Origin of the sequence: Hominiventricola filiformis (genome assembly GCF_020686965.1) — a bacterium.
Taxonomy (GTDB): domain Bacteria; phylum Bacillota; class Clostridia; order Lachnospirales; family Lachnospiraceae; genus Hominiventricola; species Hominiventricola filiformis.
The window spans coordinates 27,738-44,431 of the sequence record NZ_JAJEPS010000022.1; the positions used below are offsets into that span (position 1 = coordinate 27,738).

17 protein-coding genes are annotated in these 16,694 nt (G+C 45.6%); 2 read left to right on the forward strand and 15 right to left on the reverse strand.

Annotated features, from left to right (window positions below; all coding sequences use genetic code 11):
• Positions 1-44: 44 nt before the first annotated feature.
• From LKD36_RS15215 to LKD36_RS15275, 13 genes are all read right to left on the reverse strand, one after another.
• The gene (locus LKD36_RS15215) at positions 45-1,448 is read right to left on the reverse strand and encodes a sensor histidine kinase (protein WP_308460127.1); all 1,404 of its coding nucleotides are present in this window, start codon (positions 1,446-1,448) and stop codon (positions 45-47) included.
• On the reverse strand, positions 1,448-2,122 hold the full coding sequence (locus LKD36_RS15220; RefSeq protein ID WP_118771556.1) for a response regulator transcription factor: 675 nt from the start codon (positions 2,120-2,122) through the stop codon (positions 1,448-1,450). The genes LKD36_RS15215 and LKD36_RS15220 overlap by 1 nt, the downstream gene beginning before the upstream one ends.
• A gap of 5 nt (positions 2,123-2,127) precedes the next feature.
• Positions 2,128-2,412 carry a type II toxin-antitoxin system HicB family antitoxin gene (locus LKD36_RS15225; RefSeq protein WP_118771557.1) on the reverse strand — a complete coding sequence of 95 codons (285 nt, stop codon included), beginning with the start codon at positions 2,410-2,412 and terminating at the stop codon, positions 2,128-2,130.
• Between the two features lie 38 nt (positions 2,413-2,450).
• Positions 2,451-3,491 (reverse strand): [FeFe] hydrogenase H-cluster radical SAM maturase HydE, encoded by a 1,041-nt coding sequence (hydE, locus tag LKD36_RS15230; protein ID WP_308460128.1) that lies wholly within the window; start codon positions 3,489-3,491, stop codon positions 2,451-2,453.
• Positions 3,448-4,650, reverse strand: coding sequence for an ATP-binding protein (locus LKD36_RS15235; RefSeq protein ID WP_118771559.1), 1,203 nt, complete (start codon positions 4,648-4,650; stop codon positions 3,448-3,450). Before LKD36_RS15235 ends, hydE begins: the two co-directional genes overlap by 44 nt.
• Positions 4,647-5,456 carry a tRNA threonylcarbamoyladenosine dehydratase gene (locus LKD36_RS15240; RefSeq protein ID WP_308460129.1) on the reverse strand — a complete coding sequence of 270 codons (810 nt, stop codon included), beginning with the start codon at positions 5,454-5,456 and terminating at the stop codon, positions 4,647-4,649. Before LKD36_RS15240 ends, LKD36_RS15235 begins: the two co-directional genes overlap by 4 nt.
• 141 nt (positions 5,457-5,597) lie before the next feature.
• On the reverse strand, positions 5,598-6,074 hold the full coding sequence (locus tag LKD36_RS15245) for a GNAT family N-acetyltransferase (protein ID WP_118771561.1): 477 nt from the start codon (positions 6,072-6,074) through the stop codon (positions 5,598-5,600).
• Between the two features lie 88 nt (positions 6,075-6,162).
• Positions 6,163-7,533 (reverse strand): aldehyde dehydrogenase, encoded by a 1,371-nt coding sequence (locus LKD36_RS15250; RefSeq protein WP_308460130.1) that lies wholly within the window; start codon positions 7,531-7,533, stop codon positions 6,163-6,165.
• 15 nt (positions 7,534-7,548) lie between these two features.
• Positions 7,549-8,748: an iron-containing alcohol dehydrogenase gene (locus tag LKD36_RS15255; RefSeq protein WP_308460131.1), complete on the reverse strand. Its 1,200-nt coding sequence runs from the start codon at positions 8,746-8,748 to the stop codon at positions 7,549-7,551.
• Between the two features lie 92 nt (positions 8,749-8,840).
• Positions 8,841-9,491, reverse strand: a complete 651-nt coding sequence (locus LKD36_RS15260) for an endonuclease III domain-containing protein (protein WP_118771563.1) — start codon at positions 9,489-9,491, stop codon at positions 8,841-8,843.
• 46 nt (positions 9,492-9,537) lie between these two features.
• Positions 9,538-10,245 (reverse strand): response regulator transcription factor, encoded by a 708-nt coding sequence (locus LKD36_RS15265; protein ID WP_308460132.1) that lies wholly within the window; start codon positions 10,243-10,245, stop codon positions 9,538-9,540.
• Entirely contained in the window at positions 10,235-11,317 is a 1,083-nt protein-coding gene (locus LKD36_RS15270; protein ID WP_118771565.1) for a sensor histidine kinase, read from the reverse strand. The genes LKD36_RS15265 and LKD36_RS15270 overlap by 11 nt, the downstream gene beginning before the upstream one ends.
• A gap of 97 nt (positions 11,318-11,414) precedes the next feature.
• Positions 11,415-11,561, reverse strand: coding sequence for a hypothetical protein (locus tag LKD36_RS15275; RefSeq protein ID WP_308460133.1), 147 nt, complete (start codon positions 11,559-11,561; stop codon positions 11,415-11,417).
• A 251-nt stretch (positions 11,562-11,812) separates the two neighbouring features.
• Here LKD36_RS15275 and LKD36_RS15280 point away from each other — a divergent pair, with 251 nt between their 5' ends.
• Positions 11,813-13,021, forward strand: coding sequence for a glucose-1-phosphate adenylyltransferase (locus LKD36_RS15280; RefSeq protein WP_308460134.1), 1,209 nt, complete (start codon positions 11,813-11,815; stop codon positions 13,019-13,021).
• The gene (glgD, locus tag LKD36_RS15285; protein WP_118771567.1) at positions 13,015-14,157 is read left to right on the forward strand and encodes a glucose-1-phosphate adenylyltransferase subunit GlgD; all 1,143 of its coding nucleotides are present in this window, start codon (positions 13,015-13,017) and stop codon (positions 14,155-14,157) included. Before LKD36_RS15280 ends, glgD begins: the two co-directional genes overlap by 7 nt.
• A gap of 72 nt (positions 14,158-14,229) precedes the next feature.
• On the opposite strand, the gene LKD36_RS15290 is transcribed toward glgD, so the two are convergent.
• Entirely contained in the window at positions 14,230-15,759 is a 1,530-nt protein-coding gene (locus LKD36_RS15290; protein ID WP_308460135.1) for a sodium/proline symporter, read from the reverse strand.
• A gap of 133 nt (positions 15,760-15,892) precedes the next feature.
• A complete protein-coding gene (locus tag LKD36_RS15295; protein ID WP_308460136.1) occupies positions 15,893-16,474 on the reverse strand; it encodes a TetR/AcrR family transcriptional regulator in 582 nt (193 codons plus the stop codon).
• Between the last annotated feature and the right edge of the window lie 220 nt (positions 16,475-16,694).

A 16,694-nucleotide genomic window follows, 5' to 3' on the forward strand; every position in this document is an offset into this window, starting at 1 on the left:
CTGACAGTTGTTCTTTGTTATGGGTACAGCATACAATACAAAGATTAGAGAAACATTAGAAACGTAAAAATACTTCCTTTTCCCGGAACACTTTCCACCTGAACCGTTCCGCCATGAAATTCAGCAATCTGCCGCACCATGGAAAGTCCAAGACCTGTTCCTTCTCCGGTTCTGGAACTGTCAGTTTGATAAAATCTTCTGAAAATTCTTTCCTGCTCTTCCCGTGCAATTCCAATTCCGTCATCTTCCACGGAAAGTCTGATCTCATCCGTGTTTTTTTCAAGCTTTACCAAAATATGACCATTTTCTTTTCCATAACGATAGGCATTGGAAATAAGGTTCACAAGCAGCCGCGTCAATAACATCTGATTTCCGGAACAGGTAATTCCTTCCTGCACCTGCCTGGTAAGGGTAATCCCCTTTCTACGGATCAGTGCCATATCTTCGCATACAGATTCTGCAATTTCTGATAGAGATACCTGTTCTTTTTTGTATTTATCTGTCTTCAGTTCCAATCTGGTATACATGAGCAGATCCTGAATCAGTTTTGACATTTTCCGGCTCTGCCTCTCAATAACGTTCAACGCGTGCTGATATTCTTCCGGACTTTTTTCCTCGCCCATCATCAGTTCGCACTGGGCAAGTATCACTGCCACCGGTGTACGGAGCTCATGGGAAGCATCTGAGGTAAACTGCTTTTCCATCTCAAAGGCCTGGTCAAGCCGCTCAAACATACCATTGAATCCTGCTGCCAGCTGATGCAGTTCATCCTGCCCTTCTCCCACATCAATCCTCTTTTTCAGGTCGTTTCCATTGCAGATTTCTTCCGCAGTCTCCGATATTTTCCGGACAGGCCACAGCATTCTTCCTGCAATTATGTAGCCTCCAATGACCGCCAATATCAGCAAAACCGGCATAAGCACTAGGGAAAGCCGGGTAATTGAAGACATTTCCGCACGGGTCTGCTCTTCGGATACTACGCCTCTGAGCCAGAGACCGTCAAGACCTTCTCCTTCAAGCTCCCGGTCAAAGATATAATACAGCACACCTTCCACTTTCAATTTCCGGATTACTGCATTTTCCAACGGTATTTCCAGACTTTCCATGGCAATCGGATTTTCTCCATAAAGAAGACTCTGGCTGCTGTCATACAATGCCGTATAGATCCCGTTCACCTGATCCAGAAAGTCGTCATCTACTTCCAGATATCCGTCCTTCCAGGCCATAAACTGATCTACATCGCCGGCAAGATTCATCTCATCCAGAGTCTCATAAAATTCAATTTCATCTACATTATTTTCCACCGTCTCGATCAGTCCGTCCCTGACGGTCTTCTGAATCACCTGATGACTGACCGATAAAAGAACACCATAAGTCAGAGCCACCATCAAAACCAGTGCCCCTGCAAACCATAATGTGATCTTCATACGGATGGACCATTTTTTCACTATGCTTCCTCCCTGAGCACGTAGCCGCGGCCACGTACGGTGTGAATCAGACGCTTTTCATGTCCACCGTCGATTTTCTTTCTCAGATAGCTGATATAAACGTCTACCACATTAGTTCCGCCTTCATAGTCAAAATTCCAGATATGGTTTTCTATCTTTTCTCTGGATAACACGATGCCCTGATTCAGCATGAGATATTCCAGAAGTGCATACTCTTTTGCGGAAAGTTCGATGAGTTTTCCACCGCGGGTCACACGATGGGATCCACAATCCACCGTCAGATCATCAATTGTCAACAGATTGGTGGATTTTCCATGAGAAATGCGGAGTGCCGCCCGGACTCTTGCCGCCAGTTCTTCCAGTGAAAATGGTTTTACCAGATAATCGCAGGCTCCGCTATCCAACCCTCTTACCCGGTCTTCAATGGCATCTCTCGCCGTCAGAAACAAAACCGGAGTCTCTTTTCCTGACGCGCGCAGAGCCTCCAGTACCTGATATCCATCCGCTTTCGGCATCATAATATCCAGAAGTACTGCATCATACTCTGTATAAGAGAGAATATCCATGGCTTCTGCCCCGTCATAGCAGGCATCCACACTGTATCCCTCTGATTTTAACTTCTGCAGGATAATCTCATTTAAATCCCGTTCGTCTTCCGCTACCAATAGTCTCATAATTTTTACTCATCCCATCCATCAAACAAACGGATATTTACGCAGATCTGTCTGACCTGCTGCCCCTCCTTCAGATGCTGTTCCAGATCTCTTGGATCCGAAATCGGGGGAAGATTCACCTCATCCTCGGAAAGTTCCAGTTCAATCCAGTCGTAAAGGGCTGCATTGGCTTTCTCAATCACTTCCTCCAGAGTTTCTGCCTCCGCCTCACAGCAGGCCAGATCCGGAAGTACTGCTTTCCAGGAACCATTTTCTTCTTTTCCAATCACTGCCGGATATGTGAATTTCATATTGCATTCTCCTTTCGCTTCGCTGTTTACGCGAATCGTTATTCCACTGCGTCTCCGCGGTCGCTGACCAGATGAAGGCCTACACTTTCCACTCTTCTGGAAAGACAGCCGCGGCATTCTGCCGCTTCCTCACCGGTGCAGATTTTATTGTCATAGAGTTCATACTGCTTCCGGTTTTTCACCGGAGACAGATTCGGCATTACCACGTTGGCTCCCACGGCAAGCCCTTTTTCTCTTCCTCGAGGATCCATGGTGCCAAGGGCCGTCGTTGCCGGAAGAAGTACCTTCGGCAGCAAAATCCGGATTACAGACAAAAGATACAATGTCAGTTCCACGCTCCCTGCCGGTTCCTTTGCAAATGCTGTATCGTGGTGAGGAATGAAGGGACCAATGCCCACCATCTGAGGCTCCAGTTCCTTAAGAAACAGAAGATCCTCTGCCAGACATTCTTCGGTCTGGTTAGGTGAACCCACCATAAATCCTGCCCCCACCTGATACCCAAGGATTTTCAGATTTTTAAGACATTCCATACGGTTCTGAAGGCTCATTTCTTCTGGATGGAGCGTCCGGTAATGGGTTTCATCCGCTGTCTCATGACGCAGAAGATACCGGTCTGCCCCGGCCTTACGGAATCTTTGGTAACTCTCCATAGAACGTTCCCCTATGGACAAGGTCACAGCACACTCCGGATATTTTTCTTTTATCCTTCGGATAATGTGTTCCATCCGTTCGTCGCTGTAATACGGATCTTCCCCTCCCTGCAGTACAAAGGTCCGGAATCCCAGCTCATATCCATTTTCACAGCAGGCAAGGATCTCCTCTTCTGTCAGCCGGTAGCGTTTCGCATTCCGGTTGCCCCTGCGAATACCGCAGTAATAGCAGTTATTTTTACAGTAATTGGTAAACTCAATGAGACCTCTGGTATAGACCTTATCCCCATAATATTTCTTTCGGAGCTCCAGTGCACGCTCTGCCAGAAGCTCTCTTACCTCCGGATCATGGGCACACCGGATCAGCTTTACGAACTCTTCTTTATTAAGATTCTGATTCTCCAGAAACTTCTGTGCTATTTTCTCCATGACCTGTCTTCCCCCAATCGTCATAGTCATCCAGGAAATTATATTCCATGTCATCCTTGTGATAACCGATAATGGTCCGCAGGTTGACATTATGCACACTGTTGAAAATATTATACTCAATCACGTCACTGGTTTCACGGAATTTTGCAACCAACTCTTTCATTTCATCCCGCTTTGAGCCCTTTGCTCCTCCACAGGTGGCGCAGTTCTCAGTAAAACGGCATGCACACTGAATGAAATGCAGCTGGTGATAATCGCGCCATGCCTTGATATCCGCCTCTTTTACCATATACATAGGCCGGATCAGCTCCATACCTTCAAAATTCTTACTGTGAAGCTTCGGCATCATCGTCTCGACTTTTCCGCTATAGAGCATTCCCATAAGTACGGTTTCAATCACGTCGTCAAAATGATGTCCCAGAGCAATCTTGTTGCAGCCCAGTTCTTTCGCATGGGAATAAAGATAGCCTCTTCTCATTCTGGCGCACAAATAGCAGGGATTTTTATCCACTTCTGCTACAATGTTAAAAATATCACTTTCAAAAACAGTCAGCGGAATGCCCAGAACCTTCGCATTATCCTGAATAATCTTCCAGTTATCCGCATTGTATCCCGGATTCATGACCAGAAATACCAGTTCAAAAGGATATTTTCCATGACGCTGCAGTTCCTGTAAAAGCTTTGCCATAAGCATAGAATCCTTACCGCCGGAAATGCAGACTGCGATCTTGTCCCCCGGCTGGATGAGATCGTATTTCTGTACTGCTTTGGTAAAAGCTCTCCAGATGGATTTTCTGAACTTTTTAATGAGGCTCCGCTCGATTTCTTTGGTTTTCTCCTTCATGATGTCTTCTTCGGAAATAAATCTTCCCAGCTGAAGGCGCAAGAATGCACGGTACCCCCCTTCCACATTTCCTGCATCATAGCCAGACAGGCAGAGAAGCTCCACATATTCCACACTACGCTCTCCGGTATGACAAAGTAACCAGACCGGTTTATCTTTTGGAATCTCATCCATCCGGTCTGAAAATTCTTTCATGGGAATGTTGATGGCTCCTTCAAAAGTACCTCTCCGGAATTCCTCTTCGGGACGCACATCCACGATGGTTGCCTCTCCGGGAGCCAGCTTTTCCAGCTCTTCTATGGTAATTACTTTCATTCCTGACCTCCTGTTACCGTGGTCTCCGGCTGTTTTAGTGCTTTTTCCTTCCGGTTCACGGTCAGATCTTTGACGACTTCACCGGCGATGATAAGACCTACGACAGACGGAACAAATGCCGTACTTCCTGGAATTGCCCGTCGCTCCGTACATTTTCTCACAGCACCCGGCGGGCAGATGCAATGTTCTCTGCAGCTGATCGCCATATCGTCGATAGGCTCTAAGGGCTGTTCTTTGGAATATACCACTTTCAGGTGGCGGATTCTTCTCTTCTTCAGCTCCCGGCGCATCACCTTTGCCAGCGGGCAGACAGAAGTTTTGTAAATGTCAGCCACCTCAAAAGCAGACGGATCCAGCTTATTGCCGGCTCCCATGGAACTGATAATCGGTACGCCGCAGGCATTCGCCTGCTCCACCAGCTGAATTTTACCAGTCACCGTATCAATAGCATCCACCACATAATCATACTGGCTGAAATCAAACTGATCTGCCGTGTTCGGCATGTAAAACGTCTTGTAAGTATGAACCACCGCATGGGGATTAATATCCAGAATGCGATCTTTTGCCACATCCACCTTATATTTTCCAATGGTACTGCGGGTTGCAATAATCTGGCGGTTAATATTGGTCAGGCACACTTTATCATCATCGACAAGGTCCAGAGTGCCCACACCGCTTCTTGCCAGCGCCTCCACAGTATATCCACCCACGCCGCCGATACCGAAAACAGCTACTCTGGCATCTGCCAGGCGTTCCATATTCTCTTTTCCAAGTAAAAGTTCTGTTCTTGAAAACTGATTCAACATTGATTCCATCATCTCCTTTGCCGGACATTGAAAAGCTCTGTCCGCATTTATCCCCGGGCAGAGCCTATCTTTCGTTTATGTCCAGTCTCTTAAAATACTTTTACAATTCTGCCCTATTCTCAACGAAAGGTCAAGAATTATTTATGATGAGCCAATCTTTTTCATCAGCACATTTTCATTTACGCCATCTTTATAAAGATCTGAGATCAAAGCCACCTTTTTATAACCCTTTGACATATAAAGAGCCTTGGCTCTTGGATTAAACCCACTGACACAAATAAAGAGATTTCTGACTCCCATTGCCCTTCCGATTGCTTCAAATGTATCCAGGAACTGATGTCCGATGCCCATTCCCCGATAATTCTTCTTCACGCCAAGAAGTGCCAGATAGGGCCACAGTCCAAACATTCCCTTCCATTCACAAATCATCAGACCTGCCGCCTCTCCGGAAGAGGTCTCTGCAATAAATACCGTTCCATCTCTCAGTCCTTCTGCCAGCGTATCTCTCAAAAGGCTCTCATCCGGGACATAATAATGATCCCAGAGCGCACTGTCACGCATCACATCCACATAATCTTCCAGTCTTTCCGGAACTCCTTTTTTGATCGTTACCTGCATTTTTTATCCCCCTTCTGTTGGCGCCCCCAGTGCCAGTTTCTCTTTTTTTATCATACCCTCAGTCGGGGCAGTCTGTCAATGGCAGCCTCTATTTCACAAACATCCGCACCAGTTTTTCTTTCCATCCGGTATAAGGCTGATAACGCATAGGCAGGTCCATCCATGTGTATTTTTTCACGATGCTTTTCTCATGACTGAAGGTCTCAAAACTTTTCTTTCCATGATAAGAGCCCATTCCACTGTTTCCGACGCCGCCAAATCCCATTTGGGATGTAGCCAGATGAATAATGGTATCGTTGATGCAGCCGCCTCCAAAGGAAGTATATTCCAGTACATTTTTCTCTGTTTCCCGATTTTCTGTAAAAAGATACAGTGCCAGCGGTTTCGGTCTGCGATTTACAAAAGCAATGGCTTCTTCCATGGATCCAACAGTCAGTACCGGCAGAAGAGGTCCAAAGATTTCTTCCTGCATGACTGCGTCATCCTCTGTCACCTGATCCATAACAGCAGGGGCAATCCGTAATGACGCCGTATCATTTTCTCCGCCCAGAATCAGTTTTTCTTCTTTCATAAGTCCCAATACCCGGTCAAAATGTTTCCGGTTGATCATCTTTCCATAGTCCGGATTCTTCAGAGGATCTTCCCCGTACATGGCACGGATTTCCGATTTCAGGAGCTTTAAGAACTCCTCCTTCACCGCTTCGTGCACCAGCACATAATCCGGTGCCACACAGGTCTGTCCGCAATTCAGATATTTTCCAAAAGCAAGCCTTTTCGCCGTCAGTTTCAGATTGGCGCTTTTATCAATGATACAGGGACTCTTTCCTCCCAGCTCCAGAGTAACAGGAGTCAGATTTGCAGCTGCTTTTTCCATGACCATCTTTCCCACCTGCACACCGCCGGTGAAGAAAATATAATCAAATTTCTGAGAAAGAAGGTTCTGGTTTTCCTCGCGACCACCTTCTATAACCGTTACATACTCCTCGGGAAATACGTCTGCAATCATCTTTTTCATCACCGCAGATGTTGCCGGTGAGTAAGCAGACGGTTTCAGTACACAGCAGTTTCCTGCTGCCAGCGCACCGATGAGAGGTTCCAGCGTAAGAAGCACCGGATAATTCCACGGTGACATGACGAGCACCACGCCGTAAGGTTCCTGTACAGTAAAGCTTCTGGCATGAAACTGTGCCAGTGGGGTAGGAACCCGTTTCTCCCGGCTCCATTTCTGCACATGCTTTTTCACAAAACGAAGTTCAGAGAGCGTCAGTCCCACCTCGCACATGTAGCTTTCGGCTCTGGATTTTCCCAGATCCTTTTTCAGTGCTGCATATAGCTCCTGCTCACAGTTTAAAATTCCCTGCTCAAGCCGATTCAATGCCTGAATACGCTGCGCAAGCTCACATGTTTTTCCTGCTGCAAAATATTCCTGCTGTTTTTTTATCATTTCTTCTATTGTCATGGACATGCGATACTCCTATTCTTTCACTTTGTAATAAATCTGCTCCAGTTCTTTACGGTTCATGAGTACTGGTACCGGATACAGCGGATTACCCTCCTGATCAGCATGTTTCGCCATCATGGAGATATCTTTTTCATGGATACCGGAGATCGTCCTTGGTATTCCCATGGAATCATTCATTTTCTGGATCCACCGGATAAAATCTCTGGAGGCCTCTCTGTCATTCAGTTTCTCATCCACAACCCCTGCTTTTCTTGCAAGACATGCCAGTTTTTTCTCGCAGGCCGGTCCATACATTCGAAGCACCACCGGAAGAATAACCGCATTGGCAAGTCCGTGCGGAGTGCCATACTGTCCGCCCAGCGAATGTGCCACTGCATGAACATAACCTACATAGGACTTGGTAAATGCCACACCGGCACAGTAAGCAGCCTTAAGCATGCCTTTTCTTGCTTCCTTATTATGTCCGTCATCATATGCGTTTTTCAGATGCTGATGAATCAGCGTCACCGCCTCTTCTGCCATCTTTCTCGTCTCTTTTGTCGTAGAACCTCCGATATAGGCTTCCACCGCATGGGTCAGGGCATCCATACCGGTCGTTGCCGTAATCATCTTCGGAAGGCCGACCGTTTCATGATACTCAAGCACCGCATATCGGGGAATCAGGCTGAAATCATTAATCGGATATTTATAATGTTTCTCACTGTCCGTGATGACTGCAGCCAGAGTCGTCTCGCTTCCGGTTCCTGCTGTGGTCGGAATTGCAATAAGCAATGGCAGTTTTTTGTGTACTTTCAGAAGTCCTTTCATCTGGCTGATACTCTGATGCGGTTTTACAATTCTCGCACCGGCCGCCTTGGCACAGTCCATGGAAGAACCGCCTCCGAATGCAATAATTGCCTGAGCGCCTTCCTTCAGATACAGATCCTTCGCCTCTTCCACGTTCCAGATGGTCGGATTGGCGACCGTTCTGTCATAGATACAATAGGAAATATCATTTTCTTTCAGCGTTTTTTCCAGGAACGCAGTCAGACCCAGGGAACGAATACCGGCATCCGTCACGATCATGACGGAACCGACTCCATGCTTTCTCAAAACATCAGGAATACCGGCATCAGAAGGGATGATTTTCGGGTTGCGATAAGGCAGCACCGGCAGTGCTGCACGAAATGCCAGTTGAAATACGCGGCAGTAGATTCTTCTTAATACAAACATAATATTTTGCTCCTCAAACTATTTCTTCTTATTATACTGACGCGAAACGAAAAAAAGGTCAAGCTTTTTAAAGCCTGGCCTTTCATTTTCTCTTATTTTTCCACTCCTGCCTTCTCACAGATGTCATTGAGACAGCACTTTTCACAATGAGGTTTCGTCCTGGCGGTACAGACATCTCTTCCGTGGTTCACCAGACGATGACAGAAATCACTGCCCTCTTCCGGCGGTACCAGTTTCCACAGCGCCATCTCCACCTTCTTCGGATCCTTGATACCATCTACAAGTCCCATCCGGTTCACCAGTCGAATGCAATGGGTATCCGTAACAATGGCAGGTTTGTGAAATACATCTCCCATAATCAGATTGGCACTCTTTCTGCCAACACCCGGTAATGCCAGCAGTTTGTTGAAATCATCCGGCACTTTCCCACCGTACTCCTCTTTCAGCATCTTCATGCAGGCACTGATATCCCGTGCCTTGCTCTTACCAAGTCCACATGGGCGAACGATCTCCTCGATCTCATCTACATTCGCTGCTGCCAGTGCATCCACGCTCGGAAACTTTTTATAGAGATCCTCTACTACTACATTTACTCTGGCATCGGTACACTGGGCTGCCAGCCTCACACTGACCAGCAGTTTCCATGCATCATCATAATCCAGCGTACAGTCTGCATCCGGATATTCATTTTTCAGGCGCTTGATGATCTCCAGCGTCCGCTCTTTCTTCTGTTCTTCGTTCATGGTTATGATCCCCAAATCCACATTCCGGCATCATACCCACAGCGCGCTAGTCTGGATCCACGATCCGATAACCAACACCCACCTCGGTAAATATGTACTGAGGCTGAGCCGGATTATGTTCTATCTTTCTTCTGATGTTTGCCATGTTTACGCGCAGAATCCGGTTATCATTCTTCATGTTTGGTCCCCAGATTTCCTTGATAAGGAAATCATAGGTCAGTACTTTTCCCGCATACTTTCCAAGAAGACTCACGATCTTATATTCATTCTGCGTAAGACCCGCATCCTGCTCTCCCACGTAAACCCGGTGTTTATCATAGTCTATCACAAGATCACCGGAACGGAAAGTCCCTGTCTGCATTCCCTCCGGTGTAAGATAAGAAAACCTTGCATGGCGGATCGCAGTCCGCAGTCTGGCAAGCAGTTCAGAAGTGCCAAAAGGCTTTGTAATGTAATCATCAGCTCCCAGATCCAGTGCTTCCACCTTATCCCGCTCGTGACTTCTGGCGGATACCACAAGGATCGGCATACCGGACCATTCTCTGACACTCTTTAAAATCTTCATGCCGTCCATATCTGGAAGACCCAGATCCAGTATCACCACATCCGGGCACTGGGATGTAATCATGCTGTAGGCTTCCGCCCCGTTCACCGCCATGATCACTTCATAATTATTTGCTTCCAGAATCGTCTTCATAAAATTCCGGATACTTTTATCATCTTCAATGACAAGGACTCTGTCTTTAATCTCCATCTGTCTCGTCCTCCTCCATAGGCAGCCAGAACATCACTCTGGCACCGCCTGCGCTCATGTTTTCCGCTTTCACACCGCCCTTATGTGCCGTGATAATGCTCTTGCACACAGATAGCCCAATGCCCATATTCCGCTTGGCATCATATTCTTCTCCATCCTCCTCAGAATGGATCTTCCCTTCAAACATCTCCGGAAGCACTTCCGGCTTAATTCCCTGGCCGTCATCCTCCACAGCAACTAAAAGTTTTCCGGGTTCATGAATTACTACAATCCGGATCAGTTTTGTTGTCTTTCCATGCAGTACCGAATTTTCCAGCAGATTGACCAATACCTGCTCAATCAGAATTCCATCCATGGGCACCATAAGAAATTCCTGCGGCATCTCCACATCTATTTTTACATCCGGGAACCGCTTTGCAAATTTGATCACTGCACTGCTGATAATCTCTTCCACAACCTCTTCTTCTGTCTTGATCTGCGTATTATCTCCATGAATTCGTGTGACAGACAGAAGATTCTCCACAATCCGGATCAGCCACTGTGCCTCATCCTTGATATCCTGTACCAGCTCCATCTTCTTCTCTTCTGTCAAAATCTCATGATTGTCGAGAATACCGGAAGCCGATCCGACGATAGAGGTAAGCGGAGTCCGGATATCATGAGAAACCGCTCTCAGAAGATTGGCCCTCATCTTCTCCTTTTCCACTTCCAACTTAATCTGCTCCTGCTGCTTGATCTGTGTCGTAAGTGTTCCGACACTGATCGAAACCGCCAGCATGCTCAAAAATGTAAGCGGATACCCTGTAATCGTAAAATTAAATTCAAAATAGGGGTAGGTAAACACATAATTAACACCTACTACTGCTACCATGGATGCGACAAGTCCATAAATATATCCATCTGTAAATCTGGAAATAAATAAAACTGCAAGCACAAACAGCAGCGGCACATGGCTGTCTGAATTGGAACTTACAAATTGCTGCAGAAGATAAACTGCAACGGATGTTGCACCCAGAATTCCGATGGTAATCAGAGTATCTTTGACCGTAATCTGGCTCTTCAGTTTTTCCATACTTTTTTCTCCGTTTTTAATGACCTTATCATATCCCAGCAACACCCTTGATGTCAATCTGAGAAAAAAGAGGCTCTGTCGCAAAGCCTCTCTTTTTCTAATCAAAGAATGATTTTCCATTTTTTACGATTCCGTAAATTTTCTGAACAAGAATTACCGGCAGACTCACCAGAATATAGATTGTGGGAACGCCTCCCAGAACTACCATGAATGCTACCAGCAGCATATTTCCTAAATTACCCATAGTCACTCCTCTTTTCTCATTAAAATCTGATCATCGGAATCATATCACAGGTATTTTTTTCTTTCTATATGTCAATGCCGATCTTAACGTGATGTTAATTCCTATTCATTTTTCTTAGCTGATTTTTAACGTCGAAATTTGTAAATTTTATTTCACATGAAATGTATGCAAATTTTGCACAAAACATCTATCATTTTTCTCGGCATTGTAGTAATATTGTATATGAGATATCACTTCAGGAGGGGAGTATTATGGCAAAGGAAATGATCGCAATGCTTTTGGCCGGTGGCCAGGGTTCCAGACTCTATGCACTGACCGAAAAACTTGCAAAACCTGCAGTTCCATTCGGCGGTAAATATCGTATTATCGATTTCCCGCTTTCAAACTGCATTAATTCAGGTATTGACACGGTAGGTATTCTTACCCAGTACCAACCGCTTGTTCTTAATGAATATATTGGAAATGGACAGCCCTGGGATCTGGATCGTCTTTATGGTGGTGTTCATGTTCTTCCGCCGTACCAAAAAGCATCCGGCTCCGACTGGTACAAAGGTACAGCAAATGCCATCTATCAGAATATTTCATTTATTGAACGTTATGATCCTGAATATGTCATCATTTTATCCGGAGACCAGATCTGTAAACAAGATTACAGCGATTTTCTTCGATTCCACATGGAAAAAGGGGCCGAATTCAGTGTCGCTGTCATGGAAGTTCCATGGGACGAGGCTTCCCGTTTCGGTCTGATGGTAGCGGATGAAAATGACCGGATTACGGAGTTCCAGGAGAAGCCGAAGAATCCGAAATCCAATCTTGCATCCATGGGTATCTACATCTTCAACTGGGATATCCTTCGCAAATATCTGGAAGAAGATGAGCAGGATCCAACCTCCGAAAATGACTTTGGTAACAACATTATCCCGAATCTCCTCAGAGATAACCGCAAGATGTATGCTTACCATTTCAACGGATACTGGAAGGATGTCGGAACCATCTCTTCTCTGTGGGAAGCTAATATGGAGGTTATGGATCCAGAGCACAGCGGTATCAACCTGTTTGATAACAACTGGAAGATCTACAGTCGCAACAGCGGCATGACCGGACACAAGATCAGTGCTTCTGCAGATGTACATGACTCCATGATCACTGACGGATGCCGTATCAAGGGAACTGTAAAACACTCCGTTCTCTTCGCCGGTGTCAAAGTAGCGGAAGGTGCTGTCGTGGAAGATGCCGTTGTCATGGGCGGTACCACTATCGAGCGAGGTGCCGTTGTACGCCATTGTATTATTGCCGAAAATGTAACGATCAAGGAGAATGCCGTGGTTGGAGCCATGCCTGAAGGTGATGAGCATGGAGTAGCTACTGTCGGCTCCGGTATTACGATTGGTGAAGGGGCTGTGATCGGACCCAAAGCCATGGTCAGAAATAATGTAAAAGGCGGTGAAGAGCAATGGTAAACTCCAACATGAACACACTGGGAATCATCTTTCCCAACAGCTATGATACTTTTGTACCGGATCTGGTAAATGTGCGGCTGATGGCTTCCATTCCTTTTGCAAGCCGTTACCGTATGATTGACTTTATCCTTTCCAGTATGTCCAATTGTGGAATCGATTCTATTGGTGTTATTGTCAACAATAATTATCAGTCCCTGATCGACCACCTTGGTTCTGGTCGTGCATGGGATATGGTTCGTAAAAACGGTGGCTTAAGCATTTTCCCGCCTTATGCAGACAAATCCTCCAAACCTTACAGAGGACGTGCCGGTGCGTTAGCCAATGTACTTGAATTTCTGAAAGGCCATAAAGAAAAATATGTCGTACTGGCAGATTGCCATCTGGCTGTCAACTTTGATTTTACCGATCTGATAGAAAAACATGCAGAAAGCGGTGCTGATATTACCATCGTATATCATGAGCAGGAGATTCCGGAAGGGTTCACGAAAGTACGTGATAATTCCAAGGGATATTATTATACCCTGCAGCTGGATGGAAACAAAGTAACCAAAATTCTTGTAAACTCCAAGGATGAAGGAATCCAGAATTTTTCCCTGAATATTATTATCATGGATCGGGAACTTCTGATTGACCTGATTACAGAAGCTTCTCTTCTTGGTCAGGAGTGGTTCGAAAGGGATGTGCTGATTCCACAGATCAACAAACTGAATATTCAGGGTTATAAATACGACGGATACGTAGCATGCGTTTCCAGTATCAAGACTTATTTCGACGAGAACATGAAGCTTCTGGATGAATACAATCTGGATGCACTCTTCTCTCCGTCTCCGATCTATACAAAGGTCCGTGATGATACACCGACCCGCTATGTGGAAGGTGCTTCTGCACACAATGTAATGGTTGCTGACGGATGCCTGATCGAGGGCGAGGTTGAGAACAGTATTCTGTTCCGAGGTGTCAAGATTGCCAAAGGTGCAAAAGTCAGGAACTGTATCCTCATGCAGGATACCGTCGTTGAAGCAGGCGCTGACATTGAGTATCTGATCACAGATAAAAATGTTATCGTAACCGCCGGTAAAGAAATGAAAGGCACCGAGACCTATCCTGTCTACATTGCCAAATTCCATACGGTATAACATCTGTACGAGCATAAAGAGAAACCCCGGATCTATTCGGATCCGGGGTTATTTTACGTTCTTTATGTATAATTATTTCATTGCTGCTACTTTATCGAACTCCTCCTGAATCTCCTGAGACGGAGCCGGTGTCAGCAAGCTGACAATGATGTTTACTGCAAGTCCCACAAGAAATGCCGGAAGCAGCTCATAGATACCAAGCACACCGCCCATAGGACGAACCAGGAACTTCCAGATGAATATCATGGCACCACCGCATACCATTCCGCTTAAGGCTCCCTGCAGAGTAGAACGCTTCCAGAACAGTGCCAGAAGTACCAGCGGTCCAAAGGAGGCACCAAATCCTGCCCACGCAAAAGATACGATCTGGAATACAGAGCTGTCAGAATCTCTCGCAATAAACATGGCAATAACTGCAATAATCATCACCGTCACACGTGCTACTACCATTCCGGTCTTCTCGCTCATGTCTTTAACAAAGACTTCCTTCAGAATGTTCTGGGAAGCACTGGAGGATGCTGCCAGGAGCTGAGAATCTGCAGTAGACATCGTTGCTGCCAGAATACCTGCCAGAATCAGTCCTGCTACAATGGCTGCCAGGAATCCATGTCTGGAAATCAGATCTGCCACTACCAGGATGATCGTCTCCGGATCTTCCAGTACCGGAATCACACCTGCCTTTGTCATTGCATTTCCAACCACACCAATGAATACAGCAATAATCATGGAGATAACTACCCACACAGTTGCTACTCTTCTGGAAAGTTTCAATTTCTTTGCATCTTCAATAGCCATAAAACGAAGTAATACATGCGGCATACCAAAATATCCGAGTCCCCATGCAAGCATAGAACAAATCGTCAACAGACCATATGGTGATGCGGAATTCGTTACAGGATCATAGATCTGTGTCAGACTGAAATATCCTGCCATTGATTGCGCATTTTCGATAACTGCATCAAAACTTCCCACTTTGGAAATTCCAAATCCAAATACTACAACAATTGCCAGAGTCATTACGATACTCTGCACAAAATCTGTTGTACTTGCTGCCAGGAATCCACCCAGTGTCGTATAAGCTACGATTACAATCGCACTGATAATCATAGCCGGAAGATAGCTGACACCAAACAAATTGGAAAATAATTTTCCGCAGGCTGCAAATCCGGATGCAGTATAGGGTACAAAGAAAATAATAATCAGTACTGCTGCAATCACGGACAGGATTCTTTTCTCATCACGGTAACGGTTGGAAAAGAATAACGGAAGCGTCGTAGAATTGTTACACACATGTGTATAATGTCGAAGTCTCTGCGCTACTACCAGCCAGTTCACATAGGTTCCGATGGCCAGACCAATGGCGGTCCACGCTGCATCTGCCGTTCCGGTCAGATAGGCAACTCCTGGAAGTCCCATAAGAAGCCAGCTGCTCATGTCAGAGGCCTCTGCACTCATCGCCGTCACAAACGGGCCAAGTTTTCGTCCTCCCAGATAGAAATCATCCGTTGTTCTGTTTTTTCCTGAAAGAATGGCACCGATCCATATCATGGCTGCCAGGTAAATCAGGATAGTGAGCATCATCAGTATCTGTACTGTATTCATAACACATTCTTCCTCTCGTTCTGCTTTTATTCTGTGCAAAAACCTTGTGTTTTCGCGCTTTCTCTGCATTCTACTACAATTTGGAATAGGATGCAATACAGAGTAAAGTACAGAATGTATTCTAGTATTTCGTCTATTTCAAACTACCGATCATCATGGGAAATTTTCGTTCCGCTTCTTCTGAAAGAGAGTATTCTCCCTTTCTCAGACACCATTCGTAAAGCAGCGCCCGTTCACACATGGCATAATATCGCACCATTTCACTGACACTCATATCTGTGCGCAGTTCTTTCTTTTCCCTTCCTCTCGAGATAATCTTTTTCAATAATTTATAATAAGTCCGTCCATGATCCAAAAGAGGACGTTCCCCGTGCGTCGTCAACTGTGTGGAATAAAGTCTTGTAAGAAGTTCCACATTGATGGATTCTTCTATCATCGTCAGAAGTTCACGATTCAGATAGAGAAGCACCTCATAGCAATCGGCATCCTCTGAAATCGTTGGCTCCAATTCCTCATATTTTTCGTCCATCATATATGCCAGAGAACCCAGCAGCGCGTCCTTTCCCTCAAAATAATGATAAAAAGAGCCTTTCGATGTGCCAGATTCTTCGATAATTTCCTCAATCGTCGTGTCTTCATATCCCTGTTCGTAAAAAAGCTTCCATGCTGCAGATACAATTTTACTTTTTGTCTTCTTCTGATTCTTCTTTGCCATTATCGTAGTTCTCCAATTTTTTTACTTCTGTCAGTATATCATGAATTTTCCCGAAAAAAAAGATCATCACTTTCGTGATGATCTCTTACGTTTGTACCTTCAAAACTGCATACAGTCAATACTTTTTCTTTCCAAAACCTTTCCACCTAAACCTCTTGGTTAAGCCCTCGACCTATTAGTAACAGTCAGCTTCACGCATTACTGCGCTTCCACCTCTGCC

Coding starts and splice junctions, on each gene's coding strand:
- LKD36_RS15290 (WP_308460135.1), bottom strand. CDS start 15,759: ATGAATACAGTACAGATACTGATGATGCTCACTATCCTGATTTACCTG.
- LKD36_RS15220 (WP_118771556.1), bottom strand. CDS start 2,122: ATGAGACTATTGGTAGCGGAAGACGAACGGGATTTAAATGAGATTATC.
- LKD36_RS15270 (WP_118771565.1), bottom strand. CDS start 11,317: ATGGAAAAACTGAAGAGCCAGATTACGGTCAAAGATACTCTGATTACC.
- LKD36_RS15235 (WP_118771559.1), bottom strand. CDS start 4,650: ATGAAAGTAATTACCATAGAAGAGCTGGAAAAGCTGGCTCCCGGAGAG.
- glgD (WP_118771567.1), top strand. CDS start 13,015: ATGGTAAACTCCAACATGAACACACTGGGAATCATCTTTCCCAACAGC.
- LKD36_RS15225 (WP_118771557.1), bottom strand. CDS start 2,412: ATGAAATTCACATATCCGGCAGTGATTGGAAAAGAAGAAAATGGTTCC.
- LKD36_RS15280 (WP_308460134.1), top strand. CDS start 11,813: ATGGCAAAGGAAATGATCGCAATGCTTTTGGCCGGTGGCCAGGGTTCC.
- LKD36_RS15265 (WP_308460132.1), bottom strand. CDS start 10,245: ATGGAGATTAAAGACAGAGTCCTTGTCATTGAAGATGATAAAAGTATC.
- LKD36_RS15250 (WP_308460130.1), bottom strand. CDS start 7,533: ATGACAATAGAAGAAATGATAAAAAAACAGCAGGAATATTTTGCAGCA.
- LKD36_RS15245 (WP_118771561.1), bottom strand. CDS start 6,074: ATGCAGGTAACGATCAAAAAAGGAGTTCCGGAAAGACTGGAAGATTAT.
- LKD36_RS15275 (WP_308460133.1), bottom strand. CDS start 11,561: ATGGGTAATTTAGGAAATATGCTGCTGGTAGCATTCATGGTAGTTCTG.
- LKD36_RS15240 (WP_308460129.1), bottom strand. CDS start 5,456: ATGTTGAATCAGTTTTCAAGAACAGAACTTTTACTTGGAAAAGAGAAT.
- LKD36_RS15260 (WP_118771563.1), bottom strand. CDS start 9,491: ATGAACGAAGAACAGAAGAAAGAGCGGACGCTGGAGATCATCAAGCGC.
- LKD36_RS15255 (WP_308460131.1), bottom strand. CDS start 8,748: ATGTTTGTATTAAGAAGAATCTACTGCCGCGTATTTCAACTGGCATTT.
- LKD36_RS15295 (WP_308460136.1), bottom strand. CDS start 16,474: ATGGCAAAGAAGAATCAGAAGAAGACAAAAAGTAAAATTGTATCTGCA.
- hydE (WP_308460128.1), bottom strand. CDS start 3,491: ATGGAGAAAATAGCACAGAAGTTTCTGGAGAATCAGAATCTTAATAAA.